This window comes from Acidimicrobiales bacterium (genome assembly GCA_035630295.1).
Taxonomy (GTDB): domain Bacteria; phylum Actinomycetota; class Acidimicrobiia; order Acidimicrobiales; family Iamiaceae; genus Iamia.
In genome coordinates this window covers 1-22,781 of record DASQKY010000049.1, presented here as the reverse complement: position 1 = coordinate 22,781, position 22,781 = coordinate 1, and the positions used below count along the sequence as shown (strand labels likewise).

The 22,781-nt window shown below is 75.2% G+C and carries 26 protein-coding genes and 2 tRNA genes; 7 read left to right on the top strand and 21 right to left on the bottom strand.

Annotation, left to right across the window (positions count from 1 at the left end; all coding sequences use genetic code 11):
* Window positions 1-396: 396 nt before the first annotated feature.
* Both VEW93_13730 and VEW93_13725 read left to right on the top strand, forming a co-directional pair.
* Window positions 397-885 (top strand): GNAT family N-acetyltransferase, encoded by a 489-nt coding sequence (locus VEW93_13730; protein ID HYI62850.1) that lies wholly within the window; start codon window positions 397-399, stop codon window positions 883-885.
* A gap of 130 nt (window positions 886-1,015) precedes the next feature.
* Entirely contained in the window at window positions 1,016-1,336 is a 321-nt protein-coding gene (locus tag VEW93_13725) for a hypothetical protein (GenBank protein ID HYI62849.1), read from the top strand.
* A 31-nt stretch (window positions 1,337-1,367) separates the two neighbouring features.
* On the opposite strand, the gene VEW93_13720 is transcribed toward VEW93_13725, so the two are convergent.
* The gene (locus tag VEW93_13720; GenBank protein HYI62848.1) at window positions 1,368-2,588 is read right to left on the bottom strand and encodes an alpha/beta hydrolase; all 1,221 of its coding nucleotides are present in this window, start codon (window positions 2,586-2,588) and stop codon (window positions 1,368-1,370) included.
* Between the two features lie 506 nt (window positions 2,589-3,094).
* Here VEW93_13720 and VEW93_13715 point away from each other — a divergent pair.
* From VEW93_13715 to VEW93_13705, 3 genes are all read left to right on the top strand, one after another.
* Window positions 3,095-3,523: a flavodoxin family protein gene (locus VEW93_13715; protein ID HYI62847.1), complete on the top strand. Its 429-nt coding sequence runs from the start codon at window positions 3,095-3,097 to the stop codon at window positions 3,521-3,523.
* 154 nt (window positions 3,524-3,677) lie between these two features.
* On the top strand, window positions 3,678-4,412 hold the full coding sequence (locus VEW93_13710; protein ID HYI62846.1) for a protein phosphatase 2C domain-containing protein: 735 nt from the start codon (window positions 3,678-3,680) through the stop codon (window positions 4,410-4,412).
* An 864-nt stretch (window positions 4,413-5,276) separates the two neighbouring features.
* On the top strand, window positions 5,277-5,558 hold the full coding sequence (locus VEW93_13705; GenBank protein HYI62845.1) for a hypothetical protein: 282 nt from the start codon (window positions 5,277-5,279) through the stop codon (window positions 5,556-5,558).
* Window positions 5,559-5,670: 112 nt separating this feature from the next.
* Here the strand turns inward: VEW93_13705 and VEW93_13700 are convergent, their stop codons facing one another.
* Window positions 5,671-7,053 (bottom strand): DUF4214 domain-containing protein, encoded by a 1,383-nt coding sequence (locus VEW93_13700; protein HYI62844.1) that lies wholly within the window; start codon window positions 7,051-7,053, stop codon window positions 5,671-5,673.
* Window positions 7,054-7,283: 230 nt separating this feature from the next.
* A tRNA-Tyr gene (locus tag VEW93_13695) sits at window positions 7,284-7,368 on the bottom strand.
* A gap of 84 nt (window positions 7,369-7,452) precedes the next feature.
* On the opposite strand from VEW93_13695, the gene VEW93_13690 reads away from it, so the two are divergent.
* On the top strand, window positions 7,453-7,941 hold the full coding sequence (locus tag VEW93_13690) for a YajQ family cyclic di-GMP-binding protein (protein HYI62843.1): 489 nt from the start codon (window positions 7,453-7,455) through the stop codon (window positions 7,939-7,941).
* 80 nt (window positions 7,942-8,021) lie between these two features.
* Here VEW93_13690 and acs read toward each other — a convergent pair whose 3' ends face one another.
* The 10 genes from acs to selA form a co-directional block, all read right to left on the bottom strand.
* Complete coding sequence (acs, locus tag VEW93_13685) at window positions 8,022-10,010, bottom strand: acetate--CoA ligase (GenBank protein HYI62842.1); 1,989 nt, start codon at window positions 10,008-10,010, stop codon at window positions 8,022-8,024.
* Between the two features lie 957 nt (window positions 10,011-10,967).
* Window positions 10,968-11,159: an EAL domain-containing protein gene (locus VEW93_13680; GenBank protein HYI62841.1), complete on the bottom strand. Its 192-nt coding sequence runs from the start codon at window positions 11,157-11,159 to the stop codon at window positions 10,968-10,970.
* Window positions 11,156-11,380 carry a hypothetical protein gene (locus tag VEW93_13675; protein ID HYI62840.1) on the bottom strand — a complete coding sequence of 75 codons (225 nt, stop codon included), beginning with the start codon at window positions 11,378-11,380 and terminating at the stop codon, window positions 11,156-11,158. The genes VEW93_13680 and VEW93_13675 overlap by 4 nt, the downstream gene beginning before the upstream one ends.
* Before the next feature lie 235 nt (window positions 11,381-11,615).
* The gene (locus VEW93_13670; GenBank protein HYI62839.1) at window positions 11,616-11,963 is read right to left on the bottom strand and encodes a hypothetical protein; all 348 of its coding nucleotides are present in this window, start codon (window positions 11,961-11,963) and stop codon (window positions 11,616-11,618) included.
* 101 nt (window positions 11,964-12,064) lie between these two features.
* Window positions 12,065-12,409, bottom strand: a complete 345-nt coding sequence (locus VEW93_13665; GenBank protein ID HYI62838.1) for a helix-turn-helix transcriptional regulator — start codon at window positions 12,407-12,409, stop codon at window positions 12,065-12,067.
* A 142-nt stretch (window positions 12,410-12,551) separates the two neighbouring features.
* Window positions 12,552-13,007, bottom strand: a complete 456-nt coding sequence (locus VEW93_13660; protein ID HYI62837.1) for a hypothetical protein — start codon at window positions 13,005-13,007, stop codon at window positions 12,552-12,554.
* Window positions 13,008-13,072: 65 nt separating this feature from the next.
* Window positions 13,073-13,591, bottom strand: coding sequence for a MauE/DoxX family redox-associated membrane protein (locus VEW93_13655; GenBank protein HYI62836.1), 519 nt, complete (start codon window positions 13,589-13,591; stop codon window positions 13,073-13,075).
* Between the two features lie 246 nt (window positions 13,592-13,837).
* Window positions 13,838-13,933 (bottom strand) — tRNA-Sec (locus VEW93_13650).
* A gap of 10 nt (window positions 13,934-13,943) precedes the next feature.
* Window positions 13,944-15,713 (bottom strand): SelB C-terminal domain-containing protein, encoded by a 1,770-nt coding sequence (locus tag VEW93_13645; GenBank protein HYI62835.1) that lies wholly within the window; start codon window positions 15,711-15,713, stop codon window positions 13,944-13,946.
* Window positions 15,713-17,110 (bottom strand): L-seryl-tRNA(Sec) selenium transferase, encoded by a 1,398-nt coding sequence (gene selA, locus VEW93_13640; protein HYI62834.1) that lies wholly within the window; start codon window positions 17,108-17,110, stop codon window positions 15,713-15,715. Before selA ends, VEW93_13645 begins: the two co-directional genes overlap by 1 nt.
* 64 nt (window positions 17,111-17,174) lie before the next feature.
* Here selA and selD point away from each other — a divergent pair, with 64 nt between their 5' ends.
* Window positions 17,175-18,203, top strand: a complete 1,029-nt coding sequence (selD, locus tag VEW93_13635) for a selenide, water dikinase SelD (protein ID HYI62833.1) — start codon at window positions 17,175-17,177, stop codon at window positions 18,201-18,203.
* Window positions 18,204-18,240: 37 nt separating this feature from the next.
* Here the strand turns inward: selD and VEW93_13630 are convergent, their stop codons facing one another.
* The 8 genes from VEW93_13630 to VEW93_13595 all read right to left on the bottom strand — a co-directional run.
* Window positions 18,241-18,471, bottom strand: a complete 231-nt coding sequence (locus VEW93_13630) for a helix-turn-helix transcriptional regulator (GenBank protein HYI62832.1) — start codon at window positions 18,469-18,471, stop codon at window positions 18,241-18,243.
* A 255-nt stretch (window positions 18,472-18,726) separates the two neighbouring features.
* Window positions 18,727-19,593: a tRNA lysidine(34) synthetase TilS gene (gene tilS / locus VEW93_13625; GenBank protein ID HYI62831.1), complete on the bottom strand. Its 867-nt coding sequence runs from the start codon at window positions 19,591-19,593 to the stop codon at window positions 18,727-18,729.
* Window positions 19,594-19,642: 49 nt separating this feature from the next.
* Window positions 19,643-20,716, bottom strand: a complete 1,074-nt coding sequence (locus VEW93_13620) for a zinc-dependent metalloprotease (GenBank protein HYI62830.1) — start codon at window positions 20,714-20,716, stop codon at window positions 19,643-19,645.
* A 14-nt stretch (window positions 20,717-20,730) separates the two neighbouring features.
* Complete coding sequence (locus VEW93_13615) at window positions 20,731-20,877, bottom strand: hypothetical protein (protein ID HYI62829.1); 147 nt, start codon at window positions 20,875-20,877, stop codon at window positions 20,731-20,733.
* 62 nt (window positions 20,878-20,939) lie between these two features.
* Window positions 20,940-21,110, bottom strand: coding sequence for a hypothetical protein (locus VEW93_13610; protein HYI62828.1), 171 nt, complete (start codon window positions 21,108-21,110; stop codon window positions 20,940-20,942).
* A 2-nt stretch (window positions 21,111-21,112) separates the two neighbouring features.
* Window positions 21,113-21,340 (bottom strand): mycothiol system anti-sigma-R factor, encoded by a 228-nt coding sequence (gene rsrA / locus VEW93_13605; protein HYI62827.1) that lies wholly within the window; start codon window positions 21,338-21,340, stop codon window positions 21,113-21,115.
* Between the two features lie 11 nt (window positions 21,341-21,351).
* A complete protein-coding gene (locus VEW93_13600; protein ID HYI62826.1) occupies window positions 21,352-21,963 on the bottom strand; it encodes a sigma-70 family RNA polymerase sigma factor in 612 nt (203 codons plus the stop codon).
* Window positions 21,964-22,012: 49 nt separating this feature from the next.
* On the bottom strand, window positions 22,013-22,781 hold a 769-nt coding region (locus tag VEW93_13595; protein HYI62825.1), incomplete at its 5' end, for a serine hydrolase.

Below are 22,781 nucleotides of genomic sequence, written 5' to 3'. Positions count from 1 at the left end.
AACGCGGATCCCGAGGCCGTCCTCGGTGATCAGCGGAGCGTTCACAGCGCCAGCAGGGGTCGGAGCGATCGTCGGAGCGACGATCGCGGACGCGCCAAGAGCGATGGCCACAAGCCAACTCCGACGCCGATTGAGTACACGTTGCATAGGTGCCTTGCCTCTCGATGAGTACGAATGCCGGTAGCAGCCGCCGAACCACCCAGGCGGATGGCGACCTGCCCATGAGACCCGAAAGGGGGTTGCGACCTGTGCGCGATGTCACATCTTCCGTCATACGGAGCTTCTTCAAAGCGCAAGACCCTCCGACACACGCCAGGTCACTCCCTAACCTTCGAGTGAAGGTCGAGGGGCTGGATGGCCCGATCGCCCACGCAGCGCGCTCTACGCTCGACGCCGATGGAGATCCGGACGGCGACGCTGGAGGATGCCGAGGCGCTCCGGGCGATCTACAACCGGGAGGTCGTGGAGACGACCCACACGTTCGACCTGGTCGTCCGCACCGTCGAGGAGCAGCGACGCTGGCTGGCCGATCGGGCGGGGGCGCACGCCGTGCTGGTCGCCACCCGGGGGCCGACGGTCCTGGGGTTCGGGTCGCTGTCGTCATACCGGGAACGGCCCGCCTACCGCACCACGGTCGAGGACTCGGTCTACGTCGATCCCTCCCACCAGGGCCAGGGGGTCGGCCGGGGCCTGCTCGACACGCTGGTGGCCACGGCCACCGACCACGGCTTCCACACCGTCATCGCCCGCATCGCCGACCACAACGAGGCGTCCGTCGCCCTCCACCGGGCCTGCGGGTTCGACCTCGTCGGCGTCGAGCGCGAGGTGGGGCGCAAGTTCTCCCGCTGGATCGACGTCCTGGTCATGCAACGCATCCTCCCCTGACCCCGCCGAGGTGTGCTCGGTGCCCGCGACCGGGTACGGCACGGCGACCGGCGACACAGGAGGAACGGCCGTGGGGTGGCGAGACGGATGCGAGGCCCGGCCGGAGGCGGCGGAGGGAGCGCACGCCGTCGTGTTCGACTTCGCGGCCGCCGACATGCTGGGCCATCGCCTCCACGTCCTCCGCCGATCGGCGCGCGCCCACCTCGCGGCCCGGGCCGACGCGGCGGTCCTTCTCACCGACTGGACTGGCGCCCACCGGGCCACGTTCGACGCCGAACGCGCCGCCCACGAGAGGGCCCTGGCCGGCAACGACCTCGACGTCGAGCTCCGCCGCCTCCGCGCCGCCTGGGACGAGGCCGCCCGGGCCCAGGCCCGAGCCAACCGCTCGGCTGCCCAGAGCGATCCTTCGCCTCACCGACCCGTGCGTGACTCGGTACCGACGCGCCCGTGACTCGGCGACCAACGAGCGGCCCGAGGGCGGCTCAACCACCGGTGGCGGCAGCGTGGGCGCGGTCGACCTGGAGCTGGACCAGAGCCCGGACCAGGGGCTGGGCGTCGCCGGGACGGAGGCCCAGGTGGCCGCCGCCGGCTGCGCTGTCGTGGTCGACGACCTCGGTCGGCAGGTGAGCGGCGGCGCGCCGGGCCAGCAGGGCCCGGAGGCCGGCACCGTCGGAGGGCTCGTCACCCAGGGCCTCCGGGCCCTGGGCCTCGTACCAGAAGAGCGCGTCGTCGCCTTCGTTGATGGTCACCGTCAGCTGCCGCACCCGAGAGTCGGCCAACGCGCCGTAGCCGGCCGGGTCGGCCACCGGCCCCCAGGCCGGGATGGCGGGCTGGAGAGCGAGGTAGTCGACCGAGAAGCGGGCTGACGGGTCCTCCATCTGCGACAGGGCCCGGGCCGCCACGTGGTTGCCCAGGCTGTGGGCGCTGACGGCCACCTCGACATCGGGGTCGGCGGCAGCCACGGCCGTGAGCACGCCGGCGAGAGCATCCCCGGTGGTGTGGGCCGACACCTCGGCGGCCTCGAAGTCGCCGGGGACCCGCCACCACCCGGCGTCCGTGCCCCCGCCTGCGTCCCAGTCGACCACCAGCACGGTGGCCCCCTCGACCCGCTGCCCGTCGTAGAGGTCGGCCTTCGCCTCCCCCGCTCCCGTCGCCCCCCCGGTGGTGGTTCCCCAGCCGTGCACCACCACGTGGAGCGGACCGCCGCCGCCTGCCAACCTCAGCTCCTCGACCGCCAGGCGCCACTGCTCCACCGACAGCTCCCCCGGCGGCCGGTCGAGGGCCAGCCTGATCACCCGAGCCCGCCCGTCGGCGCCGTCCCGCACCACCTGGAACCGGCGCCGGACCGCCCAGGGGGCCACGACCTCGCATCGCATTGAGCTGGCCGGTCCGCCCGGCCTGTCCATGAACACCCGGGCCGGGAGGACGCCCGTCCCGTGCTGTCCGTCGGCCGACCGGAACGCGGCGCCCACGCGCCCCACCCAACGGTCGAGGGCCGCCAGCTCTGCCGAGGCCCGAGCCACCGCCCGGACCCGGTCGACGTCGATGCGGCCCCCGACGTCGGAGGGCCGGCGGTTCCACGCCTCGACCTGCCCCACCAGGCCGGTGAGGGCGGCTTCCAGCGCCCCGCTGGCCTCGGCCAGGGCGCGGGCATAGGCATCGAGCCGGCTCGGGCGGGCTCCGGCGGTTCCATCGGTGGGCACGGCACGTCCCCAGTTGAGAGGCAAAGGGCCCGGGGAAGCGGGGAACATCAGCAGGCCGGGCAGACGACCGCCTGAAGCGACCTCCAGCATTAGATGGCGGCCCGCACCCTCGGCCGTGCCCCCAGGGCCCGGGTCGGCCCGGGCCGACTCCCCGACCGTGGGTGACGACACCGCTCCGGGGAGCTAGACGGTGGTGACCAGGCTGGGTGCACCGGGCGCGGTGTGGTGTTGGCCCGCTGAGAGGCGCTCGTACCCGACTGGCAGCGGCGTGAACCGGGACCGCAGCACGGGCCTGACGCCGGGCGGGCCTCGCCCCGACATCGGCAGTGCGGACCCCGACCGCACACCTAGGACCCGACGCGCCGGCTGACAGACCCGACGACACCACCTCGACAGTGGGACCGGGACGGAGCAGCACGGGCTCGACGCACCGGGAGGTGGGCCGGCCCCGAGGGGCACTGCTAGACAGGGACGGCACGAGGGCGACGGACGAGAAGGGGTCGGCGATGCGGGCCGTCATCATCTACAACAGCCTCACCGGCACCACCCGGAAGGCGGCCCACCGCATCGCCAGCGAGCTGCGGGCCCTGCGCGTCGAGGCCACCCCCGTCCCCATCGACGAGGTCGACGAGGCCACCGTGGCGGAAGTCGACCTGGTGATCGTGGGCACCTGGACCGACGGCATCGTCGTCATGGGCCAGAAGCCGGCCGGGCGCCGCAAGCTGCGGGGCCTCCCCTCCCTCGCCGGCAAGAAGGCCGTCGTCTACTGCACCTACGCCGTCGACCCGGGCCAGACCCTCTCCAAGCTGGTGGCCGAGGTCGAGGCCAAGGGGGCCGACGTCATCGGGGGCTACGCCCTGGTGCGCCACAACCTCAACGCCGACATCGCCGAGTTCGTCGACCGGCTGACGCCGGCCCTCACCCCCGCCGACTGACCCCGGCCCGGACGGACGAACCCGGGGGCCAGAAATGGCCCTTTCGGGGCGGCGGATCGAGCGGTACCCATGGAGCATGCTCCGTTCCCTCCACGGCCGGACCCGTCGACGAGGTCGTCCGAGCGCACCGCCGGCCCCGGTTCCCTCCCTCGACGTGGGCACGGCCACCCGGGCCGGCGCGCACGGGGAGAACCAGGACCGGGCCGCCACCGGTGACGGGTGGGCTGTGGTCAGCGATGGTGTCGGCGGCCACGCCGGCGGGGCCCGGGCCTCGACGCTGGCCGTCGATGCGGCCATCGCAGTGCTGACCGGTTCGCCTGGAGATCGGGCCTCGGTGCGGGCCGCCTTCCGGGCCGCTCACGCCGCGGTCATGGCGGGTCAGGCCGCCGATCCACGCGTCGCCGGCATGGCCGCCACCCTCGTCGTGGCGGTGGCCTCCGACGCACCTGTGGCCGAGCCGGGCCCTGGCGACGAAGGATGGACCATCGGGCACGTGGGGGACTCGCCGGCCTGGTACGTGACGACCGAGGCGTGCCGGCAGGTCACCGACGACCACACCCTGGCCGGCGACCTGCTGCGGTCGGGCACCCTCACACCGGATGAGGCAGCCAGCCACCCCACCCGACGGTTCGTCACCCGGGTCGTCGGCGGCCAGGACGGCGACCAGCCCGACGTGACCGAGGTGGACCTCGGCGTGGGCGACGCGCTGGTGCTGGCCTCCGACGGCGTGGCCGACGCTCTGAGCGCCACCCGCATCGGTGCTCTGGTCAGGGCCGCGCCCACCGCCCAGGATGCGGCCGCCACCCTGGCGGCCGAGGCGGTGTCGGCCGGCAGCCGCGACGACGTCACCGCCGTCGTGCTCCGCCGCCTGGCATCCTCCGGGGCGTGACCCACGTCCGGCTAGCCACCGAGACCGGTGCTGCTCCTTCGCCGGCGCCCGCGCCCCCCGACGCGTCCGGAGCCGAAGAAATCGTGAGTGATCACTGCCCCGGCTGCCCTGGGGTCGATGGGACGATCGGCGGCAATCCCGAGCCTGGGGAACTCGCCGGACGGCACACGACCTCCGCGGTGGGCGGCATGAGGAGGTCCGGAGGGCTCGCCAGGCGACGCATGTCATCTGGAGCGGCGGGCGGCGCTACGAGGTCCGGGCGATGACGTTGCGGCTGCGGGTGGATCCCGGGCCCTGGGCCTCGGAGCACGACCGTGACGGCGTCGTGCGCATCGGGCGGGGGGTCGAGAACGACGTGCGGGTCGGGCACCAGCGCATCGGAGGCCGGTGGACCGTGTCGCGGGTCCACGCCGAGCTGCGCTGGGACGGCACGCGGTGGAGCACCCTCAACCTCAGCGCCCGGCCCGGCCTCCTCCACGTCTACGAGCCGGGTTACGAGGAGGTGCCCATCGAACCCGGCCGCCCGTGGGTCCCGGTGCGCCACCGCTGGTGCTTCGCCATCGGCGGGCCCGGGGCCCCGGCCCACATCGTGTGCGAGACCGACGACCACCGCGGGCCCGGCGTCGCCACCGGTGTCCGAGTCCCCGCCACCGGACCGGCTCCGGCGAGCACCGGCGACCCGGCCCCGGCCGAAGACACCGGGACCCCGGTCCAGGCCCTACCGCCGCCGGTGAGGACACCGGCGGCCACGCCCGGGCCGAAGACACCGGGATCCCCGGTCAGGGCCCTCCCGCCGCTGCCGCCGGCAACACCGACGACGGCGACGACGAAGGGCTGGACGTCGACGACCTCACGACCGACCTGGTGGGGCCCCCACCGCTCGAGCTCACGCCCCTCGAGCTCGACGTGGTGCTGGCCTACTACTCGGACTTCTCCCTCCTCCCCCGGCCCCAGGCCCTGGCCCCTCGCAGCCACGGCGAGGCTGCCCGCCGGCTGGGCCGGTCCCGGGACTCGGCCCGCAAGGCCATCGAGCGGGTGAACCAGAAGGTGGCCCGGGCCGAGGGCGCGCCGCCGGCCGACGGCCGGATCGTCACCGCCGACATCGGCCGCTGGCTGGCCCGGTTCGGCGCCCTCGACCCGATCTGACCCGGCCACTTCCCCTCGACGGCAGGGGGCGCCGATCGGAGGCACTTGGGATGGTCCGCAGGCGCATCGCACCGACCCGCGCTGCGCTGACCACCGGTGCGGCGGCAACCGATCAGGTGGCGGGCGGACGGGGGGCGAGGGAGGCGGCGAGGGCGGACCGGAGGCGGAGGCGGTTGAGGCCCAACGCCCGGAAGCGCTCGCCCCACCAGGCCAGCTCGGACTCGGTCGGCGGCCGGCCCACCACCTCCTGGTGGACCTGTCGCACGGTCGACACCCGGTTCTCGGGGGAGCGCACGAAGAGGGACGCCACCCTGACCCGGGCCACACCTCGGGCCAGCTGTCCGACCCAGTGGTCGACCCCGGCCGGCTCCGCGGGTCGGCCCAGGATGCGGTCGTAGAGGTCGGTGACGAAGGCCCGGTCGTCACGGGCGCCGCTGAACTCGCCCTCCATCACCACGGCCAGGATGAGCGCCTCGACGTCGGGACGGGTGCGGAGCCGCTCGGTCCAGTAGGCGAGGCCGCCAGCGTCCGGAGCCCGGTGGAGCACCTGCTGGTACACGTCGGTCACGGTGCGGGCCCGGGCCTCGGGCGTGGTGCCCATGGCCGCCACCGCCCACTCCACGCCCCGGCCCATGGCCTGGTCGGCCCAGTAGCCGTGGCCCCCGTCGGACGGCCGGCCGAACAGCAGCGGGTACAGGCCCTCGGCCCACGCCTCCATGGCCCGGCCGTAGGTGTCGCCCCTGGTCTCCCGCAGGGCCCAGCTCCCCAGCTCGGTCCCGTCGAACCACTCCCCCGGGGCCAGGTGGCCGATGTACCAGCCCGACCGCCCGGGGAAGACCCAGTCCGGCGGGACCACCACCGACGACCCGTAGCGGGCATCGCCCCAGGCCGGCTCGGTCGCTCCCGCGGAGAGCGGCCAGGCCTTGAACTGCACCGTCGCCCCCACGGCCCGGGCACAGAGCCGCCACGGCAGCGGCGGCACGTCCTGGGGCCGGGACCCGAACACCTCGTGGAGGGTGACGCTGCCGATGAGGCGAGCCGGCCGACCCTTCTCCCACAGGTGCGTGTTCCACCCCCACCGCCCGGCGAAGAGGATGTTGTTGGTCACGGTGATGACCCGCTCCCGGGCCCCGTCCCGGCGGGCCCGCAGAGCGATGCCGGGCTGGCCCACGGCCGTCTGCCACCGGGCCCAGGTGGAGCACGCCTCGGAGTCCACCGACGCCGGGGCCCTCGCCGGCCACCACACCATGCGCAGGTTGCCGCTCACGTTGGCGGCCGGGGCGAAGGCTCGTACCGTCCGGCGCCCGAGCTGCAGGGCGTAGCCGTCCAGGAAGTCGGGCGTCACCACCATCCGCTGCACGTCGGTGGGCACCGAGGTGACGTAGGTGTCTTCCCGGGTCACGGCCCGATCGGTGACCTCCTGGGCCCGGGCCAGCGACACCGCCGCCGCGGGGCCGGCCAGGTCGGCCACGGCCAGGCCACAGGCCAGGAGCACCCCGACGTGTGCGGCCCGCCGCCTGCTCCTCTGGCACCGACCCATGAGCTCCCCTGACCTCAGCCGCCACCTCCCGAAGCGATCGCCCGGGCCGGCGAAGGACGACGCACGACGTTGCCGACGGCGGCGCCTCGATCGGCGGGGAAACGCTACGAGCCGTCAGCGAGTCGGGCAAGCGTCACACCCGAGGAGCGTGACTGCCGGAGCTGCGCTGACGGCCCGAGCGATGGTGGTGGGCCGGGGAGGATTCGAACCTCCGAAGGCTGTGCCGGCAGATTTACAGTCTGCTCCCTTTGGCCGCTCGGGCACCGACCCATGGTGCGGAGAGGGCACATTAGCGCCCGCCGCCGGGGTCGGAGCCAGCCCGATCCGGCCCCGGCCCGGAGGTAGCGTGGCGCCATGCCCAGCTTCGACGTGTCCTCCGAACTCGACCTCCAGGAGGTCCGCAACGCGGTCGACCAGGCGAGCCGCGAGATCGCCACCCGCTACGACTTCAAGGGCACCGGCTCCTCCGTCGAGCTGGGCGACGGCGAGATCAAGCTCGCCACCTCCAGCGCCGACAAGCTCCGGGCCCTGCGCCAGGTCCTGGAGGAGAAGATGGTGAAGCGGCAGGTGTCGCTCAAGGGCCTCGACTGGGGCGACGTCGAGGACGCCTCGGGGGCCACCGTGCGCCAGACGGTGAAGTTGGCCGCCGGCATCTCCTCGGACAAGGCCCGCGAGCTCAACAAGTTCATCAAGGCCCTGAACCTGAAGGGCGTGCAGAGCCAGGCCTCGGGCGACGAGCTCCGGGTCACCGGCAAGAAGCGCGACGACCTCCAAGCCGTCATCACCTCCCTCAAGGAGGGCGACTTCGGCGTCCCCCTCCAGTTCGGCAACTTCCGGGACTGATCACCGACGCGCCCGGAGCGGTCGCGGAACGTTGCGCTCCGGGACCGATCCTCCGGGCTCGCCCGGGGCGGCCGTCCGGGTCAGTCCTCGGTGGGGGTGGCGGCGGCCCGGGTGCGGATCTCCTCCACCACATCGGGGTCGGCCAGGGTGGTGGTGTCGCCCAGCTCCCGGCCCTCGGCCACGTCCCGCAGGAGGCGGCGCATGATCTTGCCCGAGCGGGTCTTGGGCAGGTCGTCGGTGAAGATCACCGCCTTGGGCCGGCTGATCTTGCCGATCTTGGTGGCCACGTGCTCCCGCAGCTCCGCTCCCACCTCCTCGGAGGCGGCCACGTCACCCTTGAGCGTGACGAAGGCGATGATGGCCTGACCGGTGGTCTCGTCCTTGGCCCCCACCACCGCCGCCTCGGCCACCTTGGGGTTGTCGACCAGGGCGGACTCCACCTCGGTGGTGGAGATGCGGTGGCCCGAGATGTTCATGACGTCGTCGACCCGGCCCAGCACCCACAGGTAGCCGTCCTCGTCCAGCTTGGCCCCGTCGCCGGCGAAGTAGCGGCCCGGGAACCGGCTCCAGTACGTCTCCCGGTAGCGGTCGGGGTCGCCGTAGATGCCCCGCAGCATGGACGGCCACGGCCGGGTCAAGGTCAGGTAGCCGCCGCCCCGCTCCACCCGGGCGCCGTCGTTGTCGACCAGCTCGGCCCCGATGCCGGGCAGGGGGAAGGTGGCCGAGCCCGGCTTGGTGGTGGTGGCCCCCGGGAGGGGCGAGATCATGATGGCGCCGGTCTCGGTCTGCCACCAGGTGTCGACCACGGGGCAGCGCTCGCCGCCGATGTGCAGGTGGTACCAGACCCACGCCTCGGGGTTGATGGGCTCACCCACCGAGCCCAGGAGCCGCAGCGACGACAGGTCGTGCTTGGCCGGCTCGGCGGTGCCCCACTTCATGAACGTCCGGATGGCGGTGGGGGCGGTGTAGAGGATGGTCACGCCGTAGCGCTCGACGATGTCCCAGAAGCGATCCCGGCCCGGCGTGTCGGGCGTGCCCTCGTACATCACCGACGTGGCCCCGTTGGCCAGCGGCCCGTAGACCACGTAGCTGTGCCCCGTGACCCACCCGACATCGGCGGTGCACCAGTACACATCGGTCTCCGGGTGGAGGTCGAAGACGTAGCGGTGGGTGTGGGCCACCTGGGTGAGGTAGCCACCGGAGGTGTGCATGATGCCCTTGGGCTTGCCGGTGGTGCCGGAGGTGTACAGGAGGTAGAGGAGGTCCTCGCTGTCCATGGGCTCGGCCGGGCAGTCGGTGTCGACCGCGGCCATGAGGTCGTGGTACCAGTGGTCGCGGCCCTCGGCCATGTCCACCGCGGCCTCGCCCCCGGAGGCCCCGATGCGGTCCACCACCACCACGGCCTCCACGCTGGAGGTGGCGGCCAGGGCGACGTCCACGGTGGGCTTGAGCAGGCCGGGCTGGCCCCGCCGCCAGCCGCCGTCGGCGGTGACGACCACCTTGCAGTCGGCGTCGTCGATGCGGTCGGCCAGCGAGTCGGCCGAGAACCCGCCGAACACCACCGAGTGGGGCGCGCCGATGCGGGCGCAGGCCAGCAGGGCCACCGGCAGCTCGGGGATCATCGGCATGTAGACGGCGACCCGGTCGCCCTTGCCCACCCCCAGGCTTTTGAGGACGTTGGCGAAGCGCTGCACCTCGGCCAGGAGGTCGGCGTAGGTGATGGTGCGGGTGTCGCCGGGCTCGCCCTCCCAGTGGAAGGCCACCCGGTCGCCCCGGCCGGCCTCGACGTGGCGGTCGAGGCAGTTCTCGCTGACGTTCAGCTGGCCGCCCACGAACCAGCGGGCGAAGGGCAGGTCCCACTCCAGCACGGTGTCCCAGTCCCGCCGCCAGGTGAGGAGGTCCGCGGCCTGCCGGGCCCAGTAGCCCTGCCAGTCGGCCTCGGCCTCGTCGTAGACCTCGGCGTCGGTGACCAGCGCGTCGGCCTTGAAGCCCGCCGGCGGGGGGAAGGTGCGGTCCTCCAGGAGGTAGTCCTCGATGGTGGCGCCGTCGCTCCGGGCCTCGTCGCTCATGCCTCGCTCCTCGCGCTGGGGTGCCCGTCGGCCACCCTACCGAGGGCCGTCGGAGCCCTCCGGACGGGACCTGCCGTCGCGCAGATCGGGCAATGTCCAGTCGCGCAGAGTGCCCCCCGACACGTCCGGCGCCCGGCAGGCGTACGGCTGGCGTGTCACCTCCATCGGCGATCCCAAGGGGGGACCTTCGAATGATGTTCGAACGGATGGCCGCGGCCACGGCCGCGTCCATGGCCGGGGGGCGGCGCCCGCGCCGCCCCCTCGTCGGCCGGATGATCGGGGCGCTGGCCCTGGTGGTCATGGCCGGAGCCTGAGATCGACGGTGGGGGGCAGGGGCCCCCGGCGCCGCGCCTGAGGAGACGCGGCGCCGGGGTTCACCGCCGGAGGCCCGACCTCCGTCCCCGCCTTCCCCGGCCCGTACCTCGGCTCGCCGGCCCCGGGGTGCGGGCCGTCCCGCGCCCGCCCGTCCGGCCCGCCGCGCCGCGCCACCCGCGGCCGGCCACCCGAGCCCTCCCCACCACCCCCGAGAAATGTTTGGACAGCAAACGGCCAGCAAGGTCGGGTCTGCTTGAGTGCGGGGCAACCGCCCGTCGGTCCGGACGGCGGTCACCCTCCTCGAAAGGACGTCCCGTGCTCCCGTGCCCCTCTGGTCGATCGCGCTCACGACCCACCTCTCGAGGAGAGAGCACCTGGTGGGTCCTGGCCGACTCCCGCTCCCACCCGTCGCGCCGCGCCGCTCGCCACCCGGCCGACCACCTGCGCCTCGTCGGCGGGGCACCGGCCCACCGGTCACGGCGCTGCGGCCCCCCGGCGACCGGCTGAACCGCCCGCGGTCGGCCCCCCGGCGGCCGGCTGAGCCGCCCGCGGTCGGCTCCCCGGTCAGGGCGGGGCCACCACCGTGACCGGCCGGACCAGCCCGGCGGGCACGCCATCCGGGCCGACCGGGAGCACGCCTCCTCATCCCGGAGCGAGGTCCGACTGGGCCCCCGGGGTCCGGCCCCGGACCCGCCCCGCCTCCAAGGGCGCCGGCCGGCCGGTCTCCTCGGCCGCCCCCAGGAACTCCTTGGGCTCCAGCACCCCGGCGTAGGGGTGGCGCCACCGCACCAGGGCCTCGGCCCCCACGGGACGGCCGGTGGACAGCTCGATCACCGGCTGCACCAGACCTCGATCTCCCCGTGGCGGGTCAGGGCCCGGCGCAGGTCCTGCTCCCGGCGGACGCGCTGCTCGCTGCGGGCCCGCAGGGTGTCGTCGAGGACCTCGGCCCGGCCCCGGCCCCGCTGCTTGGCCCGGTTCAGGGCCAGGCAGGCCCCACCGACCAGGTGCTCGGAGGTCTCGCGGGGCGTGGCGTTGCCATGGGGTCCTCCCAACACGTCGGGCCCTGTGCAGGGCGATGGCAGGGTTCGACAACCACCGACCGTGGCCTTTCCACCACAGGACAAATGGGCCGATCGGCTCATCGGCGCCGGCCGAGGGGGGCGCCGGCCCACCGGATCAGCACCGGCCCACGACGGGGAGACCTCCGGCGCCCGCCCTCCCGGGAGAGGCGTCAGGAGGGGCGGGCGACCGGAGCGGCGGCCGGGAGGTGAGGCCTCCGACCGGACAAGGTCAGCTCGACCAGGCCGGGCCCGAGGACGGCCAGGCCGACGGCGGGGCACCGACCTCGCGGACCAGGAGCTCAGCCAGGGCGGCGACCCGGGACGGGTCGCCCTGGAGGCCGGCCACGGTGGACAGCTTCTCGGCCCGGGTCGGGGCCCGGCCCACCACCTGGCGGTAGGCGGCCTCGACCAGGGGGCCCAGCGCGTCGTCGACGAGGGGGACGCACGAGGCCGGCCCGGGCCGCCCCACCTCGACCCCCGCGTCCACCAGCACGGCCGACGGGCCGGCCGGCGGCACCGGGCCACCGCCGGTCCCGGCGGAGGGATCAGGCAGGGGGCGAGGGGAGCGAACGGGCACGGGTGGCGTCCTCCAGGCGGGCCCGGGGCGGGCAGTGACGGCGCGAGGCCGTGCCGGCAGATGACACCATCCACCCTTGCCCGGCGTGCGCGACGGCGGCCTCAGGCCGGGCCATCGGTCGGCCCCTCGTCCCTCCGGTGGAACCGGGGCGGCAGGTGGTGGCCGTGGTCGATGTCGGGGTGGCGGAGGGCGGGATCGACACCCAGCTCACCCAGGGACACGCCGAGCCCCACCGCGTCCCAGAGCAGGTCGAGGGGGTCGAGCCCGAGGCTCTCGCAGAGCCTCTCCACTGTGCGCAGCGTCAGGTTGCGCTCCCCCCGCTCGACGCTGCCCACGTAGGTGCGGTGCCAGTCGAGCCGTTCGGCCAGGCCCTCCTGGGAGAGGCCCATGCGCTTCCGGGTGGCCCGCAGGTTCCGGCCCAGGATGTGTTGCAGCTCACCTTCCACAGCCGGCATCCTGCCTGCCTCCGCTACTCATGGGTCGACAGTCTGAGGCTCGCGCCGAGGTTCCCGCCACCAGGTCCCTGTCCCCGCAGGAAACCACAGGGCGGGTTGCCTGCCGTGCGCGGGGAGGCCCCGGGACGGCTGCTCATCGGGCGTCCACCGTGATGCGGGCCACGTCGCCGTCTACCGACGCCTCGACGGCCCAGCAGCCGGCCTCGGGGAAGGTCGCGGTGGCCGGCACCGGCCCCGGGAGGCCATCGGCGGTCGGGTGGGCCGACATCGAGCCCCGGGGCCCCGAGCCGTCGGCCAGCCGGACGGTGAAGGTGGGCAGCGGGCCGTCGCGGTCGACCCACAGCGGCAGCTTGGCCGACCGCCGGCCACCCTCGGACTGCACCACCTCGGACCAGGTGGCCGACGCGGGAGCGATGAACCACACCATCCCCTCCCCCACCACCGACGTGATGTCGTGGGCGGCCAGCCGGGCCCGCAGGGCACCGGGCACCGCGACGCTGGGCTCCACCCGGTCGTCACACCCCCCGGAGGGTCGCTCCGGCCCGCCGCCGGAGCACCCGGCCGCCGGGGCCACCAGCGCCAGGGCCACCAGAGCTGCCCCCGCGGTCCCCAGGCGCGGCCGTCGTGGTGGCCCGATGGACGGCGGCGCGACCGTCATCGGGCCACCACGGCCATGTAGGCCCGGTTCTGCCGGATCATGGCCCCCAACGGCACCGCCGCCCCCACGGCGGTGGCCAGGGCCACGACGAGCAGAGCCCGCAGCCCGTCCTCGCCGGCCAGCGGCGTGCGCAGCGCGGCGGGCAGGACGGCGGCGGCGGCCCACGCCGGGAGAGCCGCGACCTGGCGGAGCCCGAGGGCCCGACCGTGCCGGCCACCGAAGCAGGCGCAGGCCACGACCTCACCGCGGCGGTGGACCCGGAGGCCGACGGCGGCGAAGGCCAGGCCCATGGCCCCCAGGCCGATCCGCGTGGCCGGGGCGGCCGGCGCCACGGCCAGGGCCACGGCCGCGGCCAGCTCGGCCAGCGGGAGCGCCACCCGCAGCACGGCCACGGGCCGGAGGCCCAGGGCGGTGAGGGTGGCCGTGATCTCCCGGGGCACGGCCAGCTTGGCCGCCGCCGCCACGAGCAGGACGGCGGCCGCGCCGAGCTGCACGGCGGCACCGATCAGCGTCACCCCGTCACCCCTGAAAAGGGTAGAGCGACCGGCCAGGCCCGGCGCCGACGCAGGAACCGCCTCGAGGAGAAATCCACGCCACCTCCAGTGTCCCCCGGTGCGATCCCGGGGGTTCCCGGTCCTACCAGACCGACGGTTGCGGTTCGTGCGCGACCTCGGGCCGGGCCCGGGCGACATCGGCTTACCCTTCCGACGAGTAGCGGGGACGGTCGGCCGCGAGCCGGCAGCCCGACGACGGGGGCTGGATGGCGGAGGTGGACGGGAATCGAACCCGCCGGACGGGGTGCGCCCGTCCCGACCGCTTTGAAGGCGGCGGAGCCCACCAGGTGCTCGGACACCTCCGAGCGGGACCCTACCCGCCGCCCTCCCCGCCCGGCCCGGGTCCGGGGCCCGGGAGGCGGGGCCCGCCGACCCGCACCGCCCCCCGCCGGCGGGTCACCCCCCTCCCGTCGAGCAGGGCCAGCAGGGGCAGCACCCAACGGCGGGTGGTGCCCAGCGCATCGCGCGCCTGGGCCACCGTCACCCCCTCCGGGTGATCGGCCAGCAGGCCGGCCACCACCGCGGCGGCCCGGTCCGCAGCGTCGGCCGCGAACCAGGTGCCGTCGTGGTGCACGGCCAGGCCGGCGCTCCGCAGGGCCCGCAGCTCCTCGGGCGGGCAGCCGTGCTCGGCCGGGCTCGGGGGCCGGAACGGGTCGGCCCGCAGGGCCCGGAGGTACGGGCTGTCGAGGGCCTCCGCCCCCGCCGGGCGGGCCCTCCCGCCCTCCACCGACATGCCCTCCAACGCGGCCAGCACCAGGCGATCGCGCTCGTCGAGGCTGTCGAGGGCCAAGCCCAGGGGCCCGGCTCCGGCCACGGCCGAGGCGAGCCGGGCCCGCGCCGAGGCCCACGCCTCGGGCGACGCCACCCACCCCTCCACCGTGGCCGGCACCGGGGCCCCGGTGCGGCGCTCCAGGTCGGTGACGGCCACCCACCCCCGCTCGGCCACCACCCGGAGGGGGTCGAGGTCGGGAGCGGCCCGGGCGGCGGGCAGCACCGGGTCGACGTCGAGCACCACCCCTCCCCCGGCGGTCGCTGCCCGCCCGGTGTCGCGCAGCACGAACCGGTCGCCGGGCAGCAACGGCAGAGCCCGCTCGAAGCGGAGGCGGGCCCCGGCGGTGGTGCCGGGCTGGATGGTCCCACCGCCCAGGACCCGCAGGTGCACCGCCTGCTCCGAGGTGCCCACGGCCAACAGGTGCGCCCCCCGGCCCGACCGCACCGGCCCGGATCGCGGCAGCAGGCTGAGGGCCACGTCCACGGTGCGGGTGCGGAGCCAGCGCCCGGGCTCGACCACCACCGCCCCCCGGCCGATGTCGCCCCGGCCCACGCCGGCCAGGTTGACCGCCACCCTGTGGCCGGGATCGGCCCGCTCGACGGCTCGCCCGTGGACCTCGAGGCCGCGGATGCGGCCCGGGTGGGAGAAAGCCTCGCCGCCCATCTCGACGGTGGCCCCCACGACCAGGGGGCCGTCGGCCAGCGAGCCGGTGACGACCGTGCCCGCTCCGGCCACGGTGAAGCAGCGGTCGACCCACAGCCGGGGCCGGCCCCGGTCGACGGCCGGCGCGGCCCGGGCCACCAGGCGCTCCAGGGCGGCCAGGAGGGTGTCGTGGCCGTGCCCGGCGGGGAGGTCGACGGCCACCACCTCGGCCCCGGCCAGGACCGTGCCCTCCACCCGCCGGCGCACCTCGGCCTCCACCTCGGCCCCCCGCTGGCGGCCGGCGGCCTCGGACCGGGTGAGCACCACCACGCCGTCGGGCACGCCCAGCAGGTCCACGACGCGGAGGTGCTCCTCGCTCTGGGCCCGCCACCCCTCCACCGCGCTGACCACCAGCAGGGCGGCCCGCACCGCGCCCACCCCGGCCACCATGGTCGACAGGTAGCGGGCGTGGCCGGGGACGTCGACGATGCTGACCTCGGCCCCCGACGGCAGGGCGGCCACGGCGAAGCCCAGGTCGATGGTGAGGCCCCGCCGCTGCTCCTCGGCCAGGCGGTCGGGGTCGCGGCCGGTGAGGTGACGGACGACGGTCGACTTGCCGTGGTCGACGTGGCCGGCGGTGGCGACCAGCAACGACCGGACGCCGGCCATCAGCGGGAGGGGGCCGGCCCCGCCGCAGGGTCGGGCACCGGTGAGCCGGCGGTGGCCGCCGGGACATCGGGCCGGGCCACCGGGATGCCCGGCGGTGCGGCGGGGCCACCGGACGACGCGGCGGGGCCGCCGGGCGATGCGGTCGAGCGGGTGGGCGACGCGGCCCGTGCCGCCTCGGCCACCATCGAGTCGTCGGCCGGGTCGACGGTGCGCAGGTCGAGCACGGTGCAACCGTCGGCCACCCGGGCGATCACCGGTCGGGCCGGGTGGTCCCGCAGGGCGCCGGTGACGTCGCCAGGCAGGGCGATGCCGGCCGACGGGATCTCCACCCCGGGCAGCGTGCCGCCTCCGGCCACCGACGCGCACCGCACCGGCCGTCCCACCCCGAGGGCCACCGCCCTGGTGTGCAAGGCGTCGGGCTCGAGGGTGGCCATGCGCCAGAACGGCAGGTCGCCGGCCCGCCGGTCCAGGTAGGCCAGAGCCACGTCCTGGAGGGCACCGAGCACCAGCCCGCCGGGGCGCAGGGCCCGGTAGAGGGGGTGGGTCGCGCACCGCTCGACCAGGTCGGCCCGGCCCACGATCACCCCGGCCTGAGGTCCGCCCAGGAGCTTGTCGCCCGAGAAGGTGGCCAGGGCGGCGCCGGCGGCCAGGGTCTGGCGGACGGCCGGCTCGTCGGCCAGCCACGGCGGCGGGCCGCCGGGCAGCCACGGGCAGGCGGCGTCGAGCAGACCGGAGCCGAGGTCGACCGCCACCGGCGGGCCGAGGTCGGCCAGCTCGCCCACCGAGGCGTCCTCCACGAAGCCGGTGACGCGGTAGTTGGAGCGGTGGACCTTGAGGATCAGGGCCGGGGCCGGGGCGGCGGCGTAGTCGGCCCGCCGGGTGCGGTTGGTGGTCCCCACCTCCCGGAGGCGGGCCCCGGACTGGGCCATGACCTCGGGGATGCGGAAGCCCCCGCCGATCTCCACCAGCTCGCCCCGCGACACGGCCACCTCCTCCCCGGCGGCCAGGGCGGCCAGCACCAGGAGGACGGCGGCCGCCCCGTTGTTGACCACCAGCCCGGCCTCGGCCCCCGCCGCCCGGGCCAGCAGCGCCCCGGCGTGGGTTCGGCGCGAGCCTCGGTGCCCGGTGGCCAGGTCCAGCTCCAGGTTCGTCGCCGCCTCGGGGACGGCGGCGGTGCCCAGCGGGGCCCGGCCCAGGTTGGTGTGGAGGAGCACCCCGGTGGCGTTGACCACCGGCCCCAGCAGGGCTCGCCGGCGGGCCTCGGCCCGGGGCCGGGCCGAGGCCGGGTCGCCAGCGGCGATGGCGGCCCGGGCCGCGTCGACCAGCAACGGGTGCGGCAACCCCACGTCGGCCAGGGTGCGGGCCAGGGCGTCGACCGACGGCGGGCGGCTCTCCACCGGCGGGATGCTACGACCGCGCCCGCCGGTCCGGCGCTCGCTGCCACCGGTAGGGTCCGCGGCCGTGCCCACCCCCGCCGTCTCGCCGGTGCGCCTGACCGAGTGGACCACCTGCGGGGGGTGCGCGGCCAAGTGGGGGGCGGCGCCGCTGCGGGCGCTGGTGGCCGGCCTGGGCGACGGGGCGGCCGCCGATCCGTTGCTGATCGGGCTGGCCCCCTCCGACGACGCCGCCGTCTACCGCCTCACCGACGACCTGGCCCTGGTCAGCACGACCGACTTCTTCCCACCGCTGGTCGACGACCCCCACGACTTCGGGGCGGTGGCCGCGGCCAACGCCTGCTCCGACGTCTTCGCCATGGGCGGCGAGGTCCGCTTGGCCCTGAACTTGGCCGCCTTCCCCGAGGAGCTGCCCACCGACGCCATCGCCGCCATCCTCGACGGGGCGTCCGAGACGGTGCGGGCCGCCGGGGGCGTGGTGGCCGGCGGCCACACCATCCGCAACCCGGAGCCCATCTTCGGCCTGGCGGTCCAGGGCCTCGTCCACCCGCAGCGAGTGTGGACCAAGGGCCGGGCCCGGGCCGGCGACGCGCTGGTGCTGTCCAAGCCGCTGGGCACCGGCATCGCCCTGGCCGGCGGCGAACCGGTGGCCGTGGGCGCCGCGGTTGTGTCCATGCGGACCCTCAACCGGGCGGCCGCGGCCCAACTGGCGGCGATCGACGGCGGGGCCGGTCCCCACGCCTGCACCGACGTGACCGGATACGGCCTGCTGGGCCACGCCTGGGAGGTCGCCGACCGCAGCGCCCTGGCCCTCCACCTCGAGGCCGGGGCCCTGCCCCTGTTGCCCGGCGCCCACGCCGCTGCGGCCCGGGGCGTCCGCACCGGCGGCGACGCCCGCAACCGGGAGGCCCACCAGGACCACGTGGACGTGGGCCCGCACCTCGATCCCGCCGTCGAGGCCCTGGCCCACGACCCCCAGACCAGCGGCGGCCTGCTGGCCGCCGTCCCTCCCCGGGACGCCGAGCGCCTCCGGGACCAGGGGTGGGCCGTGATCGGTGAGGTGCGCCACGGCCCGGCCCACCTCACCCTCGCCTAGTTGTGCTCGGCGGGGAGGTTGTCCCCGGCGAGATGACCTAGTCGTCGAGGCCGCGGCCTTCGCTGAGGAGGTCGAGGGGGTCGACCTCGAGGAGGTCGGCCAGGCGCTCGACGCTGCGCAGGGTCAGGTTCCGCTCGCCCCGCTCGACGCCGCCGACGTAGGTGCGGTGCCAGTCGAGGCGCTCGGCCATCCGCTCCTGCGACAGCCCGGTGCGCCTCCGGATGGCCCGCAGGTTCGCCCCCACCACACGTTGCAGGTGTCCCTCCATCGGGCCCATGATCAGTCTTCGCTACTGATAGATCGACAGACTGATGAGTAGCACTATGCTCTCGGCGCCGAGTGAGTGCCGGCGCGCGGGTCGGCCGTTCCGCACCGGGGGGGTGGTGCGGGCGGCCGGCTCCGGAACCGGCCGCCCGCGTTCTCGGCACGGTCTCGGACCGCAGGGGTGCAGAACCGGGCCGAGAACGTCCCGGGACAGCGAGGGCCGCCAGGCGCGGGGCTCCGGTCGTCGGCCGTGGCCGGCTCAGGGCGGCGGGGGGTCGAGCCGGAGGCGGCCGGCCGAGCGCGAGACCCGCCAGCCGCCAGGCAGCTCGGTGGCCACCACCTCGCCGGCGGCCACCGACCGCACGCGCTCCACCGCCGCCGCCGAGGGGGGGTGGCCGCCGCCAGCCGGTCGCAGCCAGGCCCGCAGGGCGGCGCGGGCCAGGGGCACAGGAGCGGCGGCCAGGGCCCTGGCGTCGGTGGGGTCGAGCTCGGCGGCCAGCGCGTCGATCAGGTCGGCGTCGTCGGCCAGCAGCTCGGCCTGGCGGGCCAGGACCGGCACCAGGTCGCGGCCCGCCACCTCGGCCAGCAGGGGCAGGACCTCGTGGCGGACCCGGTTGCGGACGAAGCGGGGGTCGTCGTTGGTGGCGTCCTCCACCGGGTCCAGGCCCTCGGACGCGCACAGGGCTCTGGTCTCGGCCCGCCGTAGGGCCAGGATCGGGTGCCGGGGGCCGGGACGCAGGGCCCCCAGGCCCGTGGAGCCCGCCCCCCGCAGGAGGTTGACCAGCACCGTCTCGGCCCGATCGTCCAGGGTGTGGCCGGTGCAGGCGTCGGCCGGCAGCACCGACCAGCGGGCGGCCCGGGCCCGGGCCTCCAGGTTGGAGCCCGGGGCCACCTCCACCGCCTCGGCCCGGAAGCCGGCCCCGTAGCGGCGGGCGGCCTCGGCCACCACATCGGCCTCGGCCGCCGAGCCGGGGCGCAGCCCGTGGTCCACGTGCACCGCCGTCACCCGGCACCCGGCGGCGCAGGCCAGCACCAGCAGGGCCAGCGAGTCGGCCCCGCCCGACACCGCCGCGGTCACCTCCGCCCCCACCGCCGGGAACGTGCACCGGCCGACCAGGTCGCCCACGGCAGGCTCGCCCCCCGAACCGAGCACCGCCCTCACCAGGGCCGAGCGGTCAGGCGGCGGGAGCGGCGACCCCGACCCGGTCCAGCCAGGCCTGGGGGTCGCGGATCTCGGTCATGGTGGGCAGGTTGGCCGCGTCCTCCCAGGCCCGGTCGAGCTGGGCCGGCCCGCCCGCCTTCTCGACGGCCTCGATGAAGCGCTCGCCCTGCTCGTACTGCTTGAGCTTGGCCTCGAAGCCGATCAGCTTCTGGACCAGCTTCACGATGGGGTTGGCCTGTTGCCGGCGCTGGCGCAGCACCTGCCCGAAGCGGTCGGCGTTGGGGATCTGGTCGGCCCCGGCCCGGTCCATGGTGACGTCGCCGTGGCCCTCGAGCAGGCTCATCAGCCCGCCGATGTGCTCCAGCAGCTCCCGCTGGGCCGGCGTGCCGACCAGGGCGGCGATGCCCCCCTCGTCGAGGGGGTTGCGGCCCTTGCGGATCTCATCGACGGCCCGGGTGACGGCGGCCAGCAGCTCCTTGGGGTCGTCGTCGACCACCGACACCATGCCGTCGACCAGGCCCAGGAAGTGCTCGCGCATCCACGGGATGCCGGTGAACTGCATCCGGTGGGTGACCTCGTGGAGGGCCAGCCAGTGCCGGAACTCCCGGGGCGGGAAGCCGAACTTCTTCTCCAGGGCCAGGACGTTGGTGCCCACGTAGTGGACCAGGTCCTGGTCGTGAGGGTCCTCGTCCTCGATGACCAGCAGGTCGTACTGGCCCAGCACCCGGGTGGACATCCACCCCAGCAGGGCCCCCACCTCGGCCCCGGCCGCCCGCCGGGCCACGGGAGCCAGGAGGCCGGAGCCCACCGTCTCCTCCAGCCGGTTGGTGACGGGTCGGAGCAGGCGCTGGAACGAGGCGATGTTGGCCCGGATCCACGCCGCCCGGTCGTCGACCCGGGCGCGGGCCGGGCCGGCCAGGCTGTGCAGCCCGGTGGCCGCCGCCACCTGCTCCTCGGCCCGGGCCGTCAGCTCGTCGAAGTCGGCGGCCAGCGAGTCGGCGTGGTACGAGCGGAAGAACGGGTCGGAGCCGGCGGCCCGGACGGCCACCCGCTCGGCCAGGCCCCAGTCGACGGCGGTCTCGGCCACGGCCCGGCGCTCGCTCAGGCCTGCCGCGAACCGCGGGGTGGGTACTTGGGCCGGACGACGGACCGGAAGTAGCCGACGACGACGGCGACGGTGGCCAGGACGACGCCCACGGTCAAGCCGACGACCAACCAGTGGGTCCAGACGACTGCTGCCAGCGACATGGGGACGATCCTAGGGGTGACCGGAGGGCCAGCCGAATCGGGCCGGGACGGCCCGATCCCGGTCAGGCGATGTGGCGACCACGGGTGCGGAGGAGCTCGGCCGGGTGGTGCAACGAGCAGTGCTCGGCGTCGTTGTAGACCGAGAGGCGGGTCTCGCAGCCCGGCTCGGAGCAGGTGCGGCCCCCGACCGGCTCCCGGCGGGGGCCGTTGGCCTTGTTGCGGGCCCGGGGCACGGTCAGGCGTCCCCGTCGATCAGCTGAGCCACCCGGGACTTCAGCGAGTCCGGGACCTCGTCCCGACACTTGTGGGCGATGACCTGCCGCAGCTCGGCCTGGAAGTCGAAGGCCTCGAAGCACTCGCCGCAGGCGGTGAGGTGCTGGGCGATGATCTCGCGCCGGCCATCGGTGAGCTCACCGTCGAGGTACTCGTAGAGCTCGTGAAGGGCGTCGTTGCAGTCGTCCATGGCGTCTCGGGTCAGCGGGCCCGTTCGGGCTGGCGGCGGGGTGGGGCATCGGGGTCGGTGGTCTCGTCCGCCAGGCCCCGGGTGCGTGCGAAGTCGTACAACGACTTCTGGAGGCGGCTTCTTCCCCGGTGCAGGCGGCTCATGACCGTGCCGATGGGGATGTCGAGGATCTCGGCGATCTCCTTGTACGAAAAACCTTCGACGTCGCCGAGGAGCACGGCCATGCGGAACTGCTCGGGCAGCGCCTCGATGGCCTCCTTGACCTCGGTCTCGGTGATGTGGTCGAGGACCTCGTCTTCCGCGCTGCGGCCGGCCGCGGCACCCTCCGCCCCGGCCAGGCGCTTGTACATGTAGAGGTTCTCGAGGTCGTCGAGCTCGGTCTCTTCGGGGCGGCGCTTCTTCGACCGGTAGGTGTTGATGAAGGTGTTGGTGAGGATGCGGTAGAGCCAGGCCTTGAGGTTGGTGCCCTCCTGGAACCCGCCGAAGCCCCGGTAGGCCTTCAGGTAGGTCTCCTGCACCAGGTCTTCGGCGTCGGAGGGGTTGCGGGTCATCCGCAGGGCGGCCGTGTAGAGGGAGCCCATGTGCTCCATCGCCTGGTCCGCAAAGGTCGCCTGATCGGCCACGGAGTCACCGTACCCCCCGCCAGAGACAGCCAAAGACGCGGTCCCGGGGCTACTGCCTCGCGAGAAGGGGCAGCACGGCGGCCGCCAGGTCGGAGAGTCCCCCGCACTCCTCGTCGTAATCGCCGTCGGGGATGGCCGCGCTGAGCAGGTAGCGGTCGCCGGTGGGCGCGGTCACCACCGCGGTGTCGACGCAGGCCAAGCCGGCCGCCACCCCCGGCTTGCTCAGCACCGTCGCCCCTGGACCCACCGCCTTCTCGACCCCCGGGGCGAAGAAGCTGCCGGTGCCGGCCAGAGCCTCCACGAGGGCCTGCACGTCGTCCGGGCCGATGGCGAAACGCTCCTCGGCGGGAAGCGACCGGTCGAGCACCAGCCGGCGGACCGCCTCCGACATCTCGAACAGGTTGGAGCAGTTGCCCTCGTCCGGGCACTCGTACTCGCCCACACCCTCCCGGGCGGGGACGACGACGGTGCGGCCGCCCTCCTCGAAGGTCATCTCGGGCGACCACCGCACGTCGATGCCGGCGTACGACCGCTGGATCACGGTGCTGGGAAACCCGTTGGCCGGGCTCAAGAAGTCGGTGTTGAGCCGGTCGAAGCCGGCGATGACGATCAGGACGTCGTAGTCGAAGTTGTCGCTGTTGGTGACCGCGGACTGGTAGATCTCCCGGAGGGTGGCCGCGTACCCGGTATCCAGCGACACGGTCGCGGCCCCGGTGAACCCGAGGGACGCAGCGAACTCGAGGGCGCCCAGGGCGGCCAGCACCTTGATCGAGGAGGCGGGCCAGAAGTCGCCGGCCAGGGCCCCGCCGCCGGCCACG

Coding starts and splice junctions, on each gene's coding strand:
- VEW93_13690 (HYI62843.1), top strand. CDS start 7,453: ATGCCCAGCTTCGACGTGTCCTCCGAACTCGACCTCCAGGAGGTCCGC.
- VEW93_13645 (HYI62835.1), bottom strand. CDS start 15,713: ATGGCCGGCGTCCGGTCGTTGCTGGTCGCCACCGCCGGCCACGTCGAC.
- rsrA (HYI62827.1), bottom strand. CDS start 21,340: ATGGACGACTGCAACGACGCCCTTCACGAGCTCTACGAGTACCTCGAC.
- acs (HYI62842.1), bottom strand. CDS start 10,010: ATGAGCGACGAGGCCCGGAGCGACGGCGCCACCATCGAGGACTACCTC.
- VEW93_13715 (HYI62847.1), top strand. CDS start 3,095: ATGCGGGCCGTCATCATCTACAACAGCCTCACCGGCACCACCCGGAAG.
- VEW93_13630 (HYI62832.1), bottom strand. CDS start 18,471: ATGGAGGGACACCTGCAACGTGTGGTGGGGGCGAACCTGCGGGCCATC.
- VEW93_13730 (HYI62850.1), top strand. CDS start 397: ATGGAGATCCGGACGGCGACGCTGGAGGATGCCGAGGCGCTCCGGGCG.
- VEW93_13615 (HYI62829.1), bottom strand. CDS start 20,877: ATGTCGCTGGCAGCAGTCGTCTGGACCCACTGGTTGGTCGTCGGCTTG.